Annotated in this window: 12 protein-coding genes; 2 read left to right on the top strand and 10 right to left on the bottom strand. The window is 74.5% G+C overall.

From position 1 onward, the window contains the following. Positions 1–350 precede the first annotated feature (350 nt). The gene (locus STRBO_RS0130960; RefSeq protein ID WP_005478684.1) at positions 351–4157 is read left to right on the top strand and encodes an nSTAND1 domain-containing NTPase; all 3807 of its coding nucleotides are present in this window, start codon (positions 351–353) and stop codon (positions 4155–4157) included. A gap of 39 nt (positions 4158–4196) precedes the next feature. Here STRBO_RS0130960 and STRBO_RS0130955 read toward each other — a convergent pair whose 3' ends face one another. The 9 genes from STRBO_RS0130955 to STRBO_RS0130915 all read right to left on the bottom strand — a co-directional run bounded on the left by STRBO_RS0130955 (position 4197) and on the right by STRBO_RS0130915 (position 15722). Next, a complete protein-coding gene (locus STRBO_RS0130955; protein ID WP_005478683.1) occupies positions 4197–5519 on the bottom strand; it encodes a patatin-like phospholipase family protein in 1323 nt (440 codons plus the stop codon). Then, positions 5516–6664: a ComEC/Rec2 family competence protein gene (locus STRBO_RS0130950; protein ID WP_005478682.1), complete on the bottom strand. Its 1149-nt coding sequence runs from the start codon at positions 6662–6664 to the stop codon at positions 5516–5518. The genes STRBO_RS0130955 and STRBO_RS0130950 overlap by 4 nt, the downstream gene beginning before the upstream one ends. A 33-nt stretch (positions 6665–6697) precedes the next feature. Then, positions 6698–8497, bottom strand: coding sequence for a S8 family serine peptidase (locus STRBO_RS0130945; RefSeq protein WP_028796941.1), 1800 nt, complete (start codon positions 8495–8497; stop codon positions 6698–6700). Positions 8498–8702: 205 nt separating this feature from the next. Next, positions 8703–9113 (bottom strand): aggregation-promoting factor C-terminal-like domain-containing protein, encoded by a 411-nt coding sequence (locus STRBO_RS0130940; RefSeq protein ID WP_005478676.1) that lies wholly within the window; start codon positions 9111–9113, stop codon positions 8703–8705. 349 nt (positions 9114–9462) lie between these two features. Then, complete coding sequence (locus STRBO_RS0130935) at positions 9463–10305, bottom strand: ECF transporter S component (RefSeq protein WP_005478673.1); 843 nt, start codon at positions 10303–10305, stop codon at positions 9463–9465. Next, positions 10302–12245, bottom strand: coding sequence for an ABC transporter ATP-binding protein (locus tag STRBO_RS0130930; RefSeq protein ID WP_005478672.1), 1944 nt, complete (start codon positions 12243–12245; stop codon positions 10302–10304). Before STRBO_RS0130930 ends, STRBO_RS0130935 begins: the two co-directional genes overlap by 4 nt. Next, complete coding sequence (locus STRBO_RS0130925) at positions 12242–13390, bottom strand: energy-coupling factor transporter transmembrane component T (protein WP_005478671.1); 1149 nt, start codon at positions 13388–13390, stop codon at positions 12242–12244. The genes STRBO_RS0130930 and STRBO_RS0130925 overlap by 4 nt, the downstream gene beginning before the upstream one ends. A gap of 203 nt (positions 13391–13593) precedes the next feature. Then, positions 13594–14376: an SCO2322 family protein gene (locus tag STRBO_RS0130920; protein ID WP_020115332.1), complete on the bottom strand. Its 783-nt coding sequence runs from the start codon at positions 14374–14376 to the stop codon at positions 13594–13596. Next, positions 14373–15722: an SCO2321 family membrane protein gene (locus tag STRBO_RS0130915; RefSeq protein WP_005478668.1), complete on the bottom strand. Its 1350-nt coding sequence runs from the start codon at positions 15720–15722 to the stop codon at positions 14373–14375. The genes STRBO_RS0130920 and STRBO_RS0130915 overlap by 4 nt, the downstream gene beginning before the upstream one ends. 296 nt (positions 15723–16018) lie before the next feature. On the opposite strand from STRBO_RS0130915, the gene STRBO_RS0130910 reads away from it, so the two are divergent. Beyond that, positions 16019–17023, top strand: coding sequence for an aminoglycoside phosphotransferase family protein (locus tag STRBO_RS0130910; RefSeq protein ID WP_005478664.1), 1005 nt, complete (start codon positions 16019–16021; stop codon positions 17021–17023). 10 nt (positions 17024–17033) lie between these two features. On the opposite strand, the gene STRBO_RS0130905 is transcribed toward STRBO_RS0130910, so the two are convergent. Continuing rightward, positions 17034–18062 carry a Strvi_7410 family MBL fold metallo-hydrolase gene (locus STRBO_RS0130905; protein WP_005478660.1) on the bottom strand — a complete coding sequence of 343 codons (1029 nt, stop codon included), beginning with the start codon at positions 18060–18062 and terminating at the stop codon, positions 17034–17036. Positions 18063–18193 lie beyond the last annotated feature (131 nt).

The following is an 18193-nucleotide window of genomic DNA, read 5'->3' as shown; positions in this document are numbered from 1 at the left end:
CGCCCGGCTGTCGCTCCTCGCCGTCCAGCCGTCCAGCTGTCCGGTGGGCCCGAGGACAGAGGTGGCCCTGCTGGTCGTCCCGCGACCAGCAGGGCCCTTCCCCCGTGCGGCAAGTCCCCCGTGCCGCCTCTTTCCCCCGTGGCGGCCGGTCGTGCCGCCCCGTTCCCCCGTGGGCGGCATGTCCCCCGTGGCCGTACCGCCCGCAACACCTATTCCAGCGGGTCGCGCATTGTCAGGCAGGGGGGTCGGGCCTGCCAAACAATGGCCGGACGCGATCTCTCCGCTTAGGTGGCCGGATGCGTACGGTGGGATGTCCGGGACAGTACGGGTGCGAGAGGGGATTCAGCACGGTGGCGGGTCGTCGTGAGGTGCCGGTCGATCCGGGGGCCGGGCCGGTGCAGCGGTTCGCGTTCGAGTTGCGGAAGCTGCGGACCGAGGCGGGCGGCCTCACCTACCGGGCGATGGCCGAGCGGGCGGGCTACTCGATCACCACCCTCTCCCAGGCCGCCGGCGGCGAGCAGCTGCCCACGCTGGCGGTGGCCCTGGCCTTCGCCCGGGCCTGCGGAGGCGACCCGGCGCAGTGGGAGAGCCGCTGGCACCAGGCGGTCGAGGAGGCCGCCGCCTTCGACCCGGAGAGCGACGGCGGGGACGCGCGGCCGCCGTACCGGGGGCTGGCCCGGTTCGAGACCGACGACAGCGGACTCTTCTTCGGCCGGGACCGCCTCACCGCCGAGCTGGCCGGGCTGCTGCGCCGCCGAAGGTTCGCGGCGGTCTTCGGTCCGTCGGGGATCGGCAAGTCCTCCCTGCTGCGCGCCGGCCTGATACCCGTACTCCGGGAGGCGCGGGAGTCGCCGGAGCCGCGGGAATCCCCGGAACACCCGGAACCGGGCCCGCGGCTGTCCGGGATCCGGATCCTGACCCCCGGCGACCAACTGGCCCGCACCCGTGAACTGCTGCGGGAGGCGATCGCGCCCGGCGACGGCACCGGCGGCGACACCCTCGTCGTCGTCGACCAGTTCGAGGAGGTCTTCACCCTCTGCCACGACGTGGCCGAGCGGACGCGGTTCATCGACCTGTTGCTGACGGCACGCGACCCGGAGAGCCGGCTGCGGGTCCTGGTCGCCGTGCGCGCGGACTTCTACGGCCGCTGCGCCGAACACCGTGAACTGGCCGGGGCGCTCGGGGACGCCAACCTGCTGGCCGGGCCGATGAGTCCGGCGGAGCTGCGCGAGGTCGTCGTCAAGCCCGCCGCGGCCGCCGGACTGACCGTGGAACGGGCACTGACCACACGGCTGGTCGAGGAGATCACCGACGCGCCCGGCGGTCTGCCGCTGCTCTCGCACGTCCTGCTGGAGACATGGCGTCGCCGGAGGGGCAAGACGCTGACCCTCGCCGGGTACGAGGCGGCCGGCGGGCTGGACGGGGCCATCGCCAAGACGGCCGAGGACGCGTACGGCCGGTTCACCGAGGGCGAGGCGGTGACGGCCCGCCGGGTGCTCCTGCGGCTGATCTCCCCCGGCGACGGCACACCCGACACCCGCAGGCCCGCCGACCGGGCCGAGCTGGAGACCACGGGCACCGGCCGGGTGGAGGTCGCCCGGGTCCTGGAGTCCCTGGCCGGGGCCCGCCTCCTCACCCTCGACGGCCCGAGCGTCGACCTCGCCCACGAGGCGCTCATCACGGCCTGGCCCCGGCTGCGCGGCTGGATCGAGGAGGACCGGGACCGCCTGCGCGCCCACCGGCAGCTGACCGAGGCAGCCCGCGCCTGGGAGGAGCTGGGCCGCGACGCGGGCGCGCTGTACCGGGGAAGCCGGCTCGCCACGGCACGGGAGTACTTCGGGGGGCCGCGCCACACCGACGAACTGACCGCCCGGGAGGCCGCGTTCCTCACCGCCGGCATCTCCGCCCTCGACCAGGAGGAACGCGCCCGCGCCCGGACCACCCGCCGTCTGCGCGTCCTCGTCGGCTCCCTCGCCTGTCTCCTCGCCCTCGCGCTCACCGCGACGGCCGTCGCCTACTGGCAGCGGCAGAGCGCCCTGGACGCCCAACGCGACGGACTCTCACGTCAGTTGGCCGCCCAGTCCGCCGCGCTGCTGGAGAGCGACACCGATCTCGCCTCGCTCCTGGCCATCAAGGCCTACCGGACCAGCCCCACCCGCGAGGCCACCCGGAGCCTGTACGCGGCCGCGGCCGTCCCGCTGGAGCACCGGCTGACCGGACACACCTCGACCGTGTCGACCCTGGCCTACGGCCCCGACGGGAAGACCCTCGCCGGCGGCGGGTTCGACGGCACGGTACGGCTGTGGGACCCGGCGACCGGCCGTACCCGGAAGGTGCTCGCCGGCCCCGAGGACAAGGACGACCCCGCTTTCGTACGCACCCTCGCCTTCGGCCCGGACGGCAGGACCATCGCCACCAGCGGCAACGACGACGCGCGACTGTGGGACCCGGACACCGGGCGCGTCCGGGCCTCGGTCGCCGTCCGTGAACCCGACGACGACAACATGGCGGCGGTGGGCTTCGACCGCGACGGGCGCGCGCTGGCCGTCACGGAGAGCGGGCAGGTGCTGGACGTGGCCGGCGGCCGCGTCACGACCACCCTCAGGGGCCCCACCGGCCTGGAGATGGCGGTGGCGTTCGGCCCCGACGGGCGCACCCTCGCCACCAGCACCCGGGACCACACCGCGCAGCTGTGGGACCTGGCCACCGGGCGCATGCTGTTCACCCTCAGGAGTCGTACGGGAGTGGTCAGTTCACTGGCCTTCAGCCGCGACGGCAGGACTCTCGCCACCGGCACCGAGGACGGCACCGTCCACCTGTGGAACACGGCCGACGGCAGGCGGCGGACCACCCTCACCAGCGCCAGCAGCCGCGTGGAGTCCATGGCGTTCGCCCCGGACGGCAGGACCCTGGCCGCCGGCAGCTACGACGGCACGGTACGCCTGTGGGACCTCGCCACCGGCCGCGCCGCCACCACCCTCACCGGCCACACCAGCCCCGTGATGTCGGTGGCGTTCAGCCCGGACGGCACGGAACTGGCCACGGGCGACGAGGCCCACGGCTCCGGCGGCGGCGATGCCGGAGTCCGGCTGTGGAAGGTGGGCACGAACCGCCCCCGCGCCACGCTGGACGTGCCCGGCGGAGATCTGCAGTCGGTGGCCTTCAGCCCCGACGGCGAGACCATCGCCACCAGCAGTGTCCGGATGTCCGCCCGTGACGCGGGGACCGACGGGGTGGTCCGGCTGTGGGACACGGCCACCCGCCGTGCGCGAGCGACCCTTGCCGACGGGCTGACCGGCGGAGGATCGGTCCTGTTCAGCCCCGACGGCAGAACCCTGGCCATCAGCGACAGCCCGCGAGGACAGCTGTGGGACGTCGCCACCCGGCGGCCCCGGACCACCCTGCCCGTCCGTTTCGTCAACGGGATGGCGTTCAGCCCCGACGGAAAGACGCTGGTCACGGTGGGCGACGGCCTCGTGCTGTGGGACGCCCGCACCGGGCGGCCCCGCGTCGAACTCCCCAAGGCCGAGGAGGGCTCTCCGGTGGCGTACAGCCCCACGGGCGAGTTCTTCGCCACCACCGGGGGCCGGAACCGGGACATCCGGCTCCGCGATCCCGTCACCGGGCGGGTGCGGTCCACGCTCAGCGAACCCGAGGGGAGCGCGTCGCCGAAGGGGGCGAGGGGCGACCTCCCCCTGTTCTACCGGCAGGTGGAGTCGATGGCGTTCAGCCCCGACGGCCGCACTCTCGCCTCCGCCGAGTCCGACGGGACGGTACGGCTGTGGAACACCGACACGGGACACCTCGACGCCACGCTCACCGTCAGCCTCACGGAGGGGCCCGTCGAGCTGGCGTTCAGCCCCGACGGCCGCACCCTCGCCACGGCCGGCGGCAGCGCGGTACGGCTGTGGGACACCGCCACGCGGTACGCGCGCGCGAGCTTTCCCGGCGTGGACGGCGCGGCGAGGCTGGCGTTCAGCCCCGACGGCCGCACCCTCGCGGTCGGTGACCACCGCGATCGTCTGAGCCTGTGGGACGCGGACCTGCCGCTCCCGGCCGAGGCGGTCACCGGCATCTGCCGAGCGATCCACCGCGACCTCACCCAGCAGGAACGGGCGCTGTATCTGCCGGACGGGGAACCGGGCCGGGTCTGCTGAAGGCGGGGGCGGGGCCGTGACCGTGGCCGTCGGTGACGCTCACGGTTCCGGCGGGTCGAGGGTCGTCAGGTCGGAGGGGAGCAGTTCGGGGTGGTGGGCGGCGAGGGCGGCGCCGCCGAGCCACCAGCCCCGGTGGACCAGGGCCCGGCACAGCGACGGGCTGAGACGGTCGAAGACGGTGGGGACCAGGGCGAGGTCGCGGCCGTCGTGCGTGCGGTGTTCGGGGAAGGTCGCGCGCCAGGTGCGGGGAAGCGGGTCCGCGGCCGGGAAGTCGGTGGCGAGCTGGACCAGGATGCCCCGACGGGCCCCGGGCGGGAGTTCGCCGACGGGGCCGAGTGCCGCGGCGCGCCGGAAGCGTTCGACGGTGGCCCGGGTGCGCAGGGACGTGCTCTGGCGGTAGAGGAGGGAGTTGGCTCGCGCGAGGTCCCGGATCACCGGGACACGGCCGTACACGCCGGGACGCAGCAGGCCCCCCGCGTTGAGCGCGCACAGGAACGTGTGCCGGTAGGTGTCGCTGTCGATGGCTTCGAGGCCGGTGTTGTCGTACGTACCGCCGTCCAGCAGGGCGGGGCGGTGCGTGGCGCAGGGGAAGGGGGAGGCGTCGAGGACCACGGGCGGGAAGGCGCCGGGGACGGCCGCCGAGGCCGAGACGGCCCGACTGAGGCGCAGGCCCGTGCCGTTCGTGCGGGCGAGGCCGATGGAGTAGTCGCCGTACACGTCGCGTTCGAAGGTGAAGCGGACGCCGGTGGTCTGGTTGGCGGCGTTGACGATCCAGCGGACCTGGGGATCCAGGTTCTCCAGCTCGGTCCCGTCGTAGAGCCAGTCGTCGAGGCGGCGGGCCAGCAGGTCCGTGCGGGTGGTGGGGCCGAGGGTGCGCCAGATGTCGCGCAGGAGCGTCCGCTTCAGGGAGTGGGAGGAGACGCGGTCGACGAACGGTGCGATCACCAGCTCGTCCACGGCCTGCGGGGTGAAGTCCCGTTCGCGCAGCGCCGGCCAGGCGGTGGCCAGGCATCCGTTCGCCAGCGAGCCGCCGGACACGGACGACGAGTAGCGCAGGTGACGGAGCAGTCCGGTGCCGGCCAGCAGACGGACGAAGCCCAGGGCGGAGAGCGTGGCGCGGAAGCCTCCGCCGGAGAGGGCGAGGGCGACCGGGATGCCGGCGGCGGGCGGCGGTTCGGCCGGGCGGAGCGGATCGCCGCAGGGCCGGACGGTCAGGCCGGTGCCGAGGGCGGGGGAGTCGACGGCCCACGCCGGGCCGTCGGGCGGGCCGGTGTGCCTCTCGCGGGAGGGGTCGGCGAGCGGTGGGGCGGGGTCCGGGGCAGGTCGGGTGAACGTGTCCTGCGCGCGCCGGGACTTGGTCATGGCCGGTCTCCGATCGTGATGACGAGCGCCTGGTCGGCGGGCCCCCTGACATCGACCTCGAAGGCCCTGTCCGTGCGCAGCCGCGCCAGCGCCTCCTCGGCGAAGGGGATGTGGTTGGTGAGGTGGACGACGTACTCGTCCTCGGGCGCGCGGGACTCGACGAGCCATCGCAGGGTGTCCTCGCCCGGGTGGTGGTGGCGGACGCCGTCGGCCGAGACGACGTAGTGGTCGGCCCGGATCCGTTCGAAGAAGCCGGGCTCCACGTTCCGGTCGCTGCCGTGGTGCGGGAGCTTCAGCAGGTCCACGTGGAGCGGGGCGGCGTCGTCGAGCAGGTCGAGGGCGCGCAGTCCGGCGAGGACGTGGTCCCCGCGGGCGTCGCCGGTGAGCAGCGCGGTGCCGTCCGCGTGCCGCAGGAGCAGCACGATGCTGGAGAGGTTCGGCACCGAATCGTCCGCGTACGCCGCCGAGATGACCTCCGGGTCGCCGCGCCGCTTCGCCTCGCGCCACCTCTCCGCCAGCTCGGCCAGCGCGCCCTCGTCCGGCGCGACGACCGTGACGTCCAGGTCGTGCAGGGTCGCCTCGGCCCCCTCGGTGAGGGGGCCCCGGAAGGGGGCGTTGCCCTCCAGGCGCAGGGCGGCGGCCGCGTTGCGGATGTCGCGGCCCTGGTTGTAGCTGGCGGTGACCGCCGTGTCGGAGGCGGCCGCGCGTTCGAGGAGCGGATGCACGGAGGCGCTCAGGCCCGGGGCCCGCTGGTCGACCAGCTCCTCCACCGAGTTGAACCACAGCGCGTCCACCTCGTACGGCAGGGCCTCCCCGTCCTGCTGGGCCTGGCGCATGTCCCGGAAGAGACGTACGAGCCCGCCCGCGTGGTCGTCGTCGACATGGGAGAGGCAGACGACGTCGAGGTGGGGAGGGGTGTCGCTCGGCGGGGGGCCGGGCGCGGGGCCACCGTTCGGGCCGGTGAGCCGGTGCAACCGGCCCTGGAGGGAGGCCCGGTACACGCCGGCGGGGCCGCCGTCGACGAGCATCACGCGCTCGTCGCCCGGGCCCGGCGCGCCCGGCGGGGCGTGTCCGTCGTGGTCCGCGTCCCAGCGCACGAGGAAGCAGTCGCCGTGGCGGGCGTCGAGGAAATCGAAGGTCAGCATGGTCGCCTGCCTCGCCGGACCGGTGCTCGGCCGTCACACGGACTGCATGGCACGCAGTACGTCGACGAGCCCATGGCCCTGGAAGTCGCGTTCTCGGGCGAGGTCGGTCGCCGTCGCGCAGAGGATCTCCTTCACGCGCTCGGGGCGGCCGAGCAACTCGCGGTAGCGGGCCAGCAGCATGGCCGCGGCCCCGCTGACGTGTGCCGCCGCCTGGCTGGTGCCGTGCATGGCGGCGATGCCCTCCCCGGGAATCGGTCCGTCGATGTCCTCACCCGGCGCCACCAGGTCGGGCTTGGGCCGCCCGTCTCCGGTGGGGCCACGGCTGGAGAAGTAACTGACGCCGTGGCGGTGGGGATTGCTGCGGTGGGTGGAGCCGACCGTGATGACCGACTCCGCGTTGCCGGGATCGGAGATGCTGATGTCGTGGAAGCCGGAGCCGAGGGTGCGTACGGCCCCGGTGAAGCCGGCGTTCCCGGCCGCCGTCACGACCACCACCCCGGACCGGGACAGCCGGTCGCACTCGACGCACACCGGTGTCCACCCGGTGGAGTGGGTGGCGACGTCGTGCGGCACCGACAGGCTGAGGTTGACCCCGGCGATGACGAACCGTCCGGCCTGCTCGTTGATGTGCCGGATCGCCTGCAGCGCGGTGACGATGGAGAACTCGTCCCCCTCGCCGTCGTCGTTCAGCACCCGGAAGTCGTACAACCGGATGCGCGGACAGATGCCCCGGAACTCCAGCTCCGGCCACCACCCGCCGATGATCCCGGCGATGTGCGTGCCGTGCTGGTCGGCGGGCGGTACGTACGGGTCCGCCTGCCCCGGCGCGGGCGGGCCGGAGGCCGGGGCCGTCTCGACGGACGGCAGCGCCGCCGACCAGTTCACCAGGCCGTTGACCAGCGCGTGGTCGGGGAGCTTCGCCCGTACGCAGGTGAAGTCGAAGGAGCGGGCGATGCGCGACTCCAGCCGGCGCGGCGGCGAGACGGTGGTGTCCCACTCGTGGAACGCCGAGTGCCGCGCGTCGATGCCGCTGTCCACGACGGCCCAGCCGATGGAGGCACTGTCCACCGAGAACACCTGCTCGGCGGCGTCGGCCTTGATGGTCCGCCGGGACCGTACGACCGCGTGGGTCGCCCGGCGGTTCGTCGTCACGGAGACGATGGGGTACTTCAGCCGCCGGTCGACGACCTGCCCGACGGGGCTGTGGGCGCCGCGCACCGGGTACGCGTCCGGGGCGGACTCGGCCAGCATCCGCACGAGGGTGCAGGTCACGTCCTGTTCGCCGGCGCGCGGGCCGGCCTCCGCCACGACGTGGGCCAGCAGGTTGAGGAACCAGGTGAGTTGCCGGCCGCGTTCCTGCCGGCGCTGCATGTTGTCGTGGATCTCGCTGGTCGCCGGCGCCCGGATGTGCCCCGCGAGTGCCGCCTCGATCCCTTCCGCCCCGCTCGCGACGGCGAGTTCGTGGGCGACCCGCACCACCCCCGCGAGACTGGTCAGCGGCAGCAACGCCGTCACCAGCTCCTCCAGCGTCACCTGTGCCACGACGAAGCTCCCGGCCGCGACCGGCCGGCACGCGTCCGTCAACCGCAGCTCCCGCAGCCGTTCGAGGGCCCGCTCGACGCCGTACTCCTCACGCACGGCGAGGATCAGATCCTGCCGGTACGACGACGGTGGTTGCGACGACGGCGGTGTTGCCGGCGTGGGCGGCGGCGGGGGCGGGGGAGACTCTGCGAACGCCAGCCACACGTCGAAGTGCACGGGACAGTCGGTCGCCCAGAGAACAGGGACGGGTCCCTCCCCGTAGAACACCGTCAAGAGTTCCGTTCGGTCCATCACGGCTCCCGATGCGCGTGGCGGGGGAGGGAGTTCAGGGACTTGTTCCATTCTCCGCCCCGGTCATGGCCACCGCATCCGGGACGGGGACGACGAAGAAGGCGGCGGCCCCGGGGATCGGGGGCCGCCGCCTTCGCTCTGGGTGGTGGTGCCGGTGGTGCCGGTGGTGCTGGTCGTGCGGGGGTGCGGTGCCGGGCGCGCCGGATCAGTACCAGTTGTTGGCCTGCCAGAAGTTCCACGCGCCGCAGGGGCTGCCGTAGCGGTCCTTCATGTAGTCCACGCCCCACTTGATCTGGGTGGCGGCGCTGTTCTTCCAGTCGGAACCCGCGGAGGACATCTTCGAGCCGGGAAGGGCCTGGACCAGGCCGTAGGCGCCGGAGGACGAGTTCGTCGCGTGGATGTTCCAGTCGCTCTCGTGGTCGACGATGTGGGAGAAGCACGTGTACTGGGCCGAGTCCGCGATCATCTTCTTCGCGACAGCCTGCGCCTGAGAGGCCTCCGACGCGGCCTGGGCGGGCGCGGCGACGAGCAGGGCACCGGTGGCGGCAGCGGCCAGGGTGACACCGGCGAGGGCCTTCTTCGGGGAGGCGATGCGGCGGAGAGCGGAGCGGGTCACGGGGATCCTTTTCTACGGGGACTGGGCCGTCGCGGGCATGCCTTCACCACGTGGGTGTGCGGTGGGGGCGTACGTCGGCGCCGAGGCCCGGGTGGGCTCGTCGGCGCCGTGCGACTCCTCCAGAGAAACAGTCCGGGCGGCCGTCCGCAATGACCCCTTTTGCTAGTTGTGGTCGTATCCGCGTCCGAAGTCGTCTCTGTGACGTGGCTCTCAATGCGCAGGTCGGCGCGGGTTTCTTCATGCGCATGCCACGCGCTTCGATCTACGACCCCGGTTCGTATGTGATGTGGGTCCTGTGGGGTGGTTCACGGCTCACGCGACGCACGGTGGCCGGGGTCTCACAGGGGGTTCACCGCGAGGGCGGGTCGAAGGTGACGGCGCTCTCGAAGGCGGCCCTGCGGGTGGCCCGGCGCAGCGCCTTCAGGAGCGGGGTGCCGAGGGTGAGGGTCAGAACGACGGTGACGACCGCACGGCCCAGATCCCAGCCGGGGGACGTGGCCAGGCAGTACGCGACGAAACGGGCGAGGTTCGCGGCCGGGGCCGCCGACGCGTCGAAGGCGATGTCCGAGGCGAGCGTGTCGATGAAGGGCCAGCCGTAGAGGTTCATGACCGTGCCGTAGGCGAAGGCGGCGACGAAGCCGTAGGCGGCGAGCAGCGCCAGTTCGCCGCGGCCGCGCAGGCGGTGCGCGCCCGGCAGCAGCCCGGCACCCATCGCGAACCATCCCATCGCCAGCATCTGGAACGGCATCCACGGCCCCACACCACCCGTGAGCAGCGCGGACGAGAACATCGTCACCGCGCCGAGGGTGAAGCCGAAGCCGGGGCCGAGCACCCGGCCGCTGAGCACCAGGAGGAAGAACATGGGCTCGATGCCGGCGGTTCCGGCCCCGATGGGGCGCAGCGCGGCACCGGTCGCCGCGAGCACCCCCAGCATCGCCACCGCCTTCGCGCCCAGCCCCGCCTCCGACAGTGTCGCGCCGACTACACCGACCAGCAGCACGAGCAGTCCCGCGAACAACCAGGGCGCGTCCCGCGCGTGCGCGGTGACCTGCGAGCCGGGGTCCGCGAGGAAGGGCCAGCCGAAGGCCGCCGCGCCGACGAGGCCGACGAGGAGGAGGGCGGCGACGGTGCGGGGCGAGAGGGGGACGGGACGGGGGCGTCGGCGGGGGAGCGCGGGGGAGGGGTCGCTCATGGCTGTTCCTCGGGGTGGGGCGGGGAGGGGGCCCCGGGCGCGGCGAGGGTCTCCGGTGCGGCGACGGCCTGCCGCACTTCCCGGGCCGGGTCCGGGTCCGGGTCCGGCCCGGGATCCGGGTCCGCCGCCCGCAGGGCGCCTCGTACCTGCGCCGTGGTCAGCCACCTCTGGGGCGCGAGGATCTTCGTGACCTGAGGGGCGAAGGAGGGGGAGCCGACCACCACCTCGGGGGTCGGCCCGTCGGCCACGATCTCGCCGTCGGCGAGGATCACGACGCGATGGGCCAGCTCGGCGGCCAGTTCCACGTCGTGGGTGGCCAGGACGATCGCGTGGCCGGCCGCGGCGAGCGTACGCAGGGTCGTGACCAGGCGGGACTTGGCCGCGTAGTCGAGGCCCCGGGTCGGCTCGTCGAGGAGCAGCAGCGGCGGGCGGGCCGTGAGGACGACCGCGAGCGCGAGGGCCAGCCGCTGCCCCTCCGACAGATCCCGGGGGTGCGTGCCGTCCCCGACCCCGGGCAGCAGCTCCGAGACGAGCCCCCGGCACGTGCCCGGCTCCGCCCCCGCGTCCCGGTCGGCCGCCGCGCACTCCGCCGCGACCGTGTCGGTGTAGAGGAGATCGCGGGGCTCCTGCGGCACGAGCCCGACCCGGCGTACGAGATCTCCGGGCGCCGTCCGGTGCGGGACCAGCCCGCCCACGCGCACCGAACCGGCCGCCGGTTCCACCAGCCCGACCAGTGCCGCGAGCAGTGTGGACTTTCCGGCGCCGTTGCGGCCCATGAGCGCGATCGTCTCGCCGGGGGTGACCGTGAGGTCGACATGGGTGAGGGCGTGGACGTGGCCGCGGTGGACATCGAGGGCCGCGAGGACCGCCGGTTCGGCGGGCGGAGAGGCGGTCGGAGGGGTGGGGCGCCTGTCGAGGCGGCGCCGGAGGAGGGAGAGGGAGCGGAGGGAGAAACGGGAGGAGAAGCGGGGGGAGAACCAGGGGGAGGGGCGGGCCGGGGGGGGAGCGGGGGCTTCCGCTGGGCGCGGGGTGCCGGTGCTTCGTGGTCCCTCGCGCAGGTCTCCGCGCAGGCCCTCGCGCAGGTCCCCGCGCCTCTCCAGGGTGCGGGGGGCATCCGGGGTGTGCGCCGCGAGGCGATCCCGCAGGGGGCCCGCCCGGCGGCGTGCGTCCCGCACCGTCAGCGGCAGCGGGGACCAGCCCGCCAGTCGCCCGAGCTCGACCACCGGCGGAGCCACCGGGGAGGCGGCCATCACCTCGGCCGGGGTGCCGAGGACCGGCGGGGCGCCGGGGGCCGGGAGGAGCGCGACCCGGCCGGCGTACTGGATGACGCGCTCCAGGCGGTGCTCGGCCATGAGGACGGTCGTGCCGAGGTCGTGGACGAGCCGCTGGAGCACGGCGAGGACCTCCTCGGCGGCGGCCGGGTCCAGCGCGGAGGTCGGCTCGTCGAGGACGAGCACCCGAGGGTGCGGGGTGAGGACCGACCCGATGGCGACCCGCTGCTGCTGACCGCCGGAGAGCGTGGCGAGGGGACGGTCGCGGAGACCGGCGAGGCCCAGCAGATCGAGCGTCTCCTCCACCCGTCGCCGCATCACCTCCGGAGCGAGCCCCAACGACTCCATGCCGTAGGCGAGTTCGTCCTCGACGGTGTCGGTCACGAAGTGCGACAGCGGGTCCTGCCCCACCGTGCCGACCACGTCGGCGAGTTCACGCGGCCTGTGCGTGCGGGTGTCCCGCCCGGCCACCGTGACCCGGCCGCGCAGGGTGCCGCCGGTGAAGTGCGGCACGAGCCCGCTCACCGCGCCGAGGACCGTCGACTTGCCCACCCCCGACGGTCCGACGAGCAGCACGAGTTCACCCTCAGGGACCTCGAAGTCGACTCCCCTGACGGTGGGTTCGGCCGCTCCGTCGTACGTCACGGAGACATCCTCGAAGCGGATCACGCGGGTTCCTTCGTCGGTGGAACGGGGGTTGATGGAACGGCGGTCGGTGGAACGTCGGTCGGTGGGACGGCCGTCGGCGGGGAGCCGGGCCGGGCGGGCCTCGGCGGGGCGGGCACGGCGAACGCGGGAACCAGGCCCAGCAGGATCGCGGCGGCCGGGCGGAGGGGGAGGTCCGGGGCGGCGAGGGGGACGACGCCGGGGCGCAGGGCGGCGGAGTCGTACGCGGCGAGGACGATCAGCAGCACGGCGACGGCGGTCCCGGAGCCGGCCACCAGCCAGGCGCGCACGCCCCACGCGTCCGGCCGGTAGCGGGTGCGCGGCGAGCGCCGGCCGCCCAGCCGCAGGCCCGTGAGCGCGGCCACCAGTCCGGTGAACAGGACGGGCAGGCCGTAGGTGCCGCCCTCGGCGGTCAGCACGCCGTACGTTCCCGCGCAGACGCCGAGCAGCCCGCCCAGGGTGAGCGCGGCGGTCGTACGGCGGACCCGGGCCGGGACCCGAGCGGTACGGCCGTAGCCGCGCGAGTCCATCGCGGCGGCGAGCGCGACCGACCGCTCCAACGCGCCCTCCAGCACCGGCAGTCCGACCTGCAGCAGTCCGCGCACGCCACGGTCGGGACGCCCGCGCAGCCGTCGTGCGGCCCGCAACCGCTGGACGTCAGCCACCAGATGCGGCGCGAACGTCATCGCCACCACCACCGCGACGCCCGCCTCGTAGAGGGCGCCGGGGAGCGATTTGAGCAGTCGCGCCGGGTTCGCGAGGGCGTTCGCGGCGCCGACACAGATCAGCAGGGCGGCCAGCCGCAGCCCGTCGTACAGGGCGAACAGCACCCCCTCCGCCGTGACGCGGCCACCCAGCCGGATGCCCTGCGACCAGGCGGGGAGCGGTACTTCGGGCAGGGTGAACAGGGTGTGCGTACCGGGGACGGGCGAGCCCAGCACGACCGCGAAGCCGAGGCGGACGAGCAGCACCGCCAGGCCCAGCCTCATGAACGCGGCGTACGACCGGGCCCACGGCGCGTCCGTCCGGTGCGTGGCCACGACGTACCCGGAGACCGCGATGAGCAGGCAGAGCAGCAGAGGGTTCGTGGTCCGGGACGCGGCGGTCGCCAGCCCGAGGGCCCAGAGCCACCAGGCGAGGGGGTGCACACCGGGGCCCCGGGGCGCCGGCCTGTCCGCGGACTGCCGCAGCGCAGGGCCGAGGGCGCGCCGCTCGGCCGTCCTCGCCGCGGGCAGTCGTGCCGCCGGGACGCCACGGGCGGGCGCCGCGGCACCTCGTGGCGCCGGGCCGCGGGACCGGCCCCCGGCAGGCGCCGCCTCCGGGCGTCGGGTGAACCACCGCATCACGCCCCCTAGCTCCGGCGCCGGCGCGCCTGCCACACCGCCGCGCCGCCGAGCACGGCGACCACACCCACGCCGACGAACAGCCCGACGGAGGGCCCGTCAGGCGGCCCGTCTCCCGCGTCGGAGGCGGCAGCGGACTGTGAACTCGCGGAAGCGCCACGGCTGTCGGCATCGGCACGGCCATCGGCGTCGGCGTCGGTGCCGGCATCCGCATCCGCATCCGTATCGGCATCCGAGCCGACCGCCTCACCGCACCCCTGCCCCGGATACCCGGCGATCGCGCAGAGCATCGCGTTCGTGTCGTACCGCAGCGGCTTCGCGACGGACGCGAGCGCCTCCGCCGTACTCGCGTCGTCCGGAACCCGCGCACACGCCGTACGCGCCGCCGGAGGCGTCTCACCGTCCGGCGCGTCCGCCGCCGTACCGAAGTCGACGACCAGCGCGACCCGCTTCTCCCCGCCCCGCGCGGCCGTTCCCCCGCAGACGGTGGCGAAGTCGGCGCCCCCGCGCGGCCGGGCCGCGTCCGCGGAGTCGCGGCTGACCGCGAACCGGAACCCCTGCACATCCCCGTCGGACGGCCGCGTGGTCGAGGGCCCCTGCGTGGCGTAGGCCCAGGCCGAGCCGTCCCGCTCCCAGAACGACCAGTAGCGGTACGCGGCGGCCCGGGCCTGCCCCGCGCCCACACTCGCCAGCACGAGCAGGACGCCGGCCAGTACGAGGAGCACACCACGCGGCCGGAGCAGCGGCCACGCGGCCGACCGCGCCACGGTGTCCCGCCGAAGCCCGGTCACGCCTCCCGCCGCTTCCGGCCGGCCCGCGCCGACACGAACCCGACGACGGCCGCGACGACGACGAGCCCGAGTCCGACCGCCCACCACGTGCCCGCGCCCGGACCGTCACCGTCCACCTCGCCCGCCGTGTCGTGGCTGGGCACGGAGGAGTAGTCGTCCACATCGCGCGCGGGACCGGTGCCCTGGAGGCCGGCCACCAGGTCCGTGCCACCGAAGTCACGCGGGTCGGCACCGGTGGCGTGCGCGGCGAAGACGAGCTGGGCGTACGCGGCGGGCCCGGCCCCGGCCGCCCAGGCGCCGTGGTTCTTCGCCAGCCAGGCGAGCGGTTTCTCGGTCGCGTCCAGGTCCCCGGCGGCGGCGAGCGCCACGACCGCGTCGGCGGTGTTGCCGTGGTCGGGCTGATCCTTCGCGCCCGCGAGGGCGGACGTCAGGTAGCCGTCGGCGGCGAGGTCACCGGCCAGGTGGACGGCCCCGTTGTGGGCCAGATCCGCCGGGGAGTCACCCGGGACACACTTCTCGGCGAAACCCCCTGGGGCGGCCGACCCGCCGTCCGGCCCGGCCGCGAACCCCGCACCCAGGCTGCCGAGCACGGCGGCGGCCGTGGCGTCGGCGTTCGCCGCGAGAGCGCCCTTCTTGTCGGGCTGATAGGCGAAGGCGCCGCCGTCCTTCTTGCCGCCGGCGCCACCCGTGCCTCCCTTCCCGCCCCCGCAGGGCAGGGCCAGGGAACGGAGGGCGTCGTAGGGCGAGTTGCCGGCCTTCTCCTGCTTCTCGGGGGCGTAGCCGACGGCGGTCAGCGCGCCGATGACGACGGAGGTCGAGTTCGCGTCGCTGGGCCCGCCGGCGGTGTAGCCCCAGCCGCCGTCCTTGTTCTGGCTGTCCTTCAGCCAGCGCACCGCCCGCCCGGCCTCGGCGTCCCGCCCGCCGACTGCGGCCAGCGCCTGGACCGCGGCGGCCGTGCTGTTGGTGTCGACCGCCGTCCCGGCGTCGCACCGGGCGGTGGCGTCGGCCCGGTACGCGGCGAACGCCCCGCTCGCGCACTGCTGCCCGACGAGCCACTCCACGGCCCCGGCCCCGGGCTTCTCGCCCACGGTGTCCAGCGCGAGCAGGGCCAGGGACTGCCGCCAGACACCGTCGTACGTGGGATCGGTGGAGCCGTACAGACCGGTGGGGATCGCCTGCGACGGCGAGGCGGAGGGAGCGGGGGAGGAGTCGGCGGACACCGAGGTCGCGTCGGCGGCGAACGCGACCGGCGCGAAACCGGCCCCGGCTCCGGCACCCGGTCCGGTCCCGAGTCCGGCTGTGACGGCCAGTACGGCGACCACCGTGGCGCTGCGGCGGACATTCATGATCGGCGGCTGCCTCTCCCTGACGGGAGCCGGACGCACGGCGAAGCGCCGGGCGGCTCGGCTCCGTATTCCTCGACGGTGCCGTACACCGGCGGGCGGGGGGGGGGGGGAGCCGGTCACAATTCCGTTCAGGGCGGTCCGACTTGCCGCCCCCTGCCGGGGCCGGCTCACGGTTGCGGGTCAGCGCCGGATTTGCACCGGCTTTCCCCTGTACGGGTGTGATGACGACCCGGTCACTGTACCTGCCGGTAGCAAAACCCCTGAGGGCCGCCGGAACCCCGGGATAGGTTCGGGCCATGCGCACGGGGAGACTGCTGGGCTCGGGCCGCACGGCCGACGTGTACGAACTCCGCCACGACGAAGGCGAGTCCACGCCCCCCGCCCACACCCCGCTCACGGCCCCCGGCGAACCCACCGCCCCCGAGAGCCGCGGCGACCGTGACGGAGTCGACAGACATACCGGACGCGGTCCCGGAGAGGTCGCCGACCCCGGCGACCGTGCCGACATGGGCGGCCCCGTCGGCCCGGAAGGGCGCGCCGGCGCGGAAGGGCCCGCCGATGCCTGGGTGCTGCGGCGCTACCGGAACGCCGACTGGGGAGACGCGGCCGCCGAGGCCGAGGTCATGGCGTACGTCCGGGGCCACGGGTACCCCGTCCCGCGCGTGCACTCGGCGACCCGTACGGAGATGGTGCTGGAGCGCCTGTCCGGTCCGACGATGCTGGAGGCGATGGCCACCGGCCTGCTCGACCCGGCGCGCGCGGGTGCCACCCTGGCCCGCCTCCTGCACGCCCTCCACGCCCTCCCGCCCCGCGACCGGGCGATGCGCCCGCCCTCCGACCGGACAGCCTCCGGGCCCGGCAAACGAGTTGCCTTCACTCGCCCTGCCCCCACCGGGGCAGCTCCCACCAGCCACGTCCTCCACCTGGACCTGCACCCCGACAACGTCATCCTCACTCCCCACGGCCCCCAGGTCATCGACTGGAGCAACGCCGAGGACGGGCCGCCCGGCCTCGACTGGGGAATGTCCGCCGTGATCCTCGCCCAAGTCGCCGTGGACAGCGCCGATCTACGCGCCGGGATCGCCCAGGCCACCCTCGTGTCCCTCCTCGCCCGCCGGTCAGACGGCCCCTCCGCCCTGACGGAGGCGGGGCTGGTCGAGGCGGGGCGGCGCCGGGCGGCCACCCCGACGATGACCGCGCGGGAGACCGAACTCATCCACGCCGCCGAGGAGTTGGTCCGCACCCTCGCCGAGCCGGGGACGATGACCCGAGCGCGCGGTGGACGGGGTGAGCGCCCCTGACCGACGCCCCTCAGACCGCCACATACATGACCGGATCGCTCCCCGTCACCGCCTCCGCCCGCCCCAGCTTCACCAGTCGCCGCAGATGCGCCTCCGCCTCGGAGACCGCGATGTTGCGGGAGCCGAAGGGGATCTGGGACCAGGGGCGGTTCCACTCCATGCGTTCGGCGAGCTGCCAGGGGGTGAGGGGGGTCGCGAGGAGGGTGAGCAGGCCGGTGAGCCGTGACTCGTGGTGGGCCAGCAACTCGCCCACGCGGGCGGCGGTGTCCGTGAACGCGTACTGATGGGCGGGCAGGACCTCGGCGGGGCCGAGGCGGCCGACGCGTTCCAAGGAGTCGAGGTAGTCGCCGAGAGGATCGGTGACCGTGTCGTCGTCGGGGTCCTCGTAGAGGCCGATGTGCGGGCTGATCTCGGGGAGGAGGTGGTCGCCGGAGAGCAGGCGTCCGTGGCCCGGCAGTCGGGAGGGGTGCGCCTCCTCCAGGTGGAGGCAGACGTGCCCCGGCGTGTGCCCCGGCGTCCAGATCGCGCGGACGCGACGGCCGGGGAGTTCCAGGAGTTCACCGGGGACGATGTCGCGGTCGGGGAGCGCGGGGGAGAAGCCGGGCAGGGCGCGCGGGCGGCGCGGGGCGCGGAGGGCGGCGAGGTGCTCCTGCGGGGCGCCCGCCGCCGTGAGCTTGTCCGTCATGTACGTGAACCAGCGGTCCGGGCCGGTACCGCGGGTGCGCCGCACGATCGCCGTGTCCGCCGCGTGCATCGCGATCCACGCCCCGGACGCCTCGCGCACCGCCCCCGACAGGCCGTGGTGGTCCGGGTGGTGATGTGTGATCACGACCCCGTGGATCTCCGTGACCGACGTACCGCACGCCGTCAGTCCGGCGGCGAGCGTGTCCCACGACGCCGGGTCGTCCCAGCCGGTGTCGACGAGGACCGGCCCCCGGTCGGTGTCGACGACGTACACGAGGGTGTGGCCGAGCGGGTTGTCCGGGATGGGGACCTCGATGGACCGTACGCCTCCGCCGTGATCGGTCACCTGTGTCATGAAGTCACTATAACTAGAACGAGTTCCACCAGGGATGGGCGTGCGAGCCCGTCGTCGTGGCCGTCCGTCGGCGAACGACATGGACTCCTCCCCCTGGAACTGGTATCAGTTCCCTACCAGAAACTGACGGT

This window comes from Streptomyces bottropensis ATCC 25435 (assembly GCF_000383595.1).
Lineage (GTDB): Bacteria > Actinomycetota > Actinomycetes > Streptomycetales > Streptomycetaceae > Streptomyces > Streptomyces bottropensis.
Note: the sequence above shows the minus strand (reverse complement) of the source record. Positions and strands in the feature narration are given on the sequence as shown.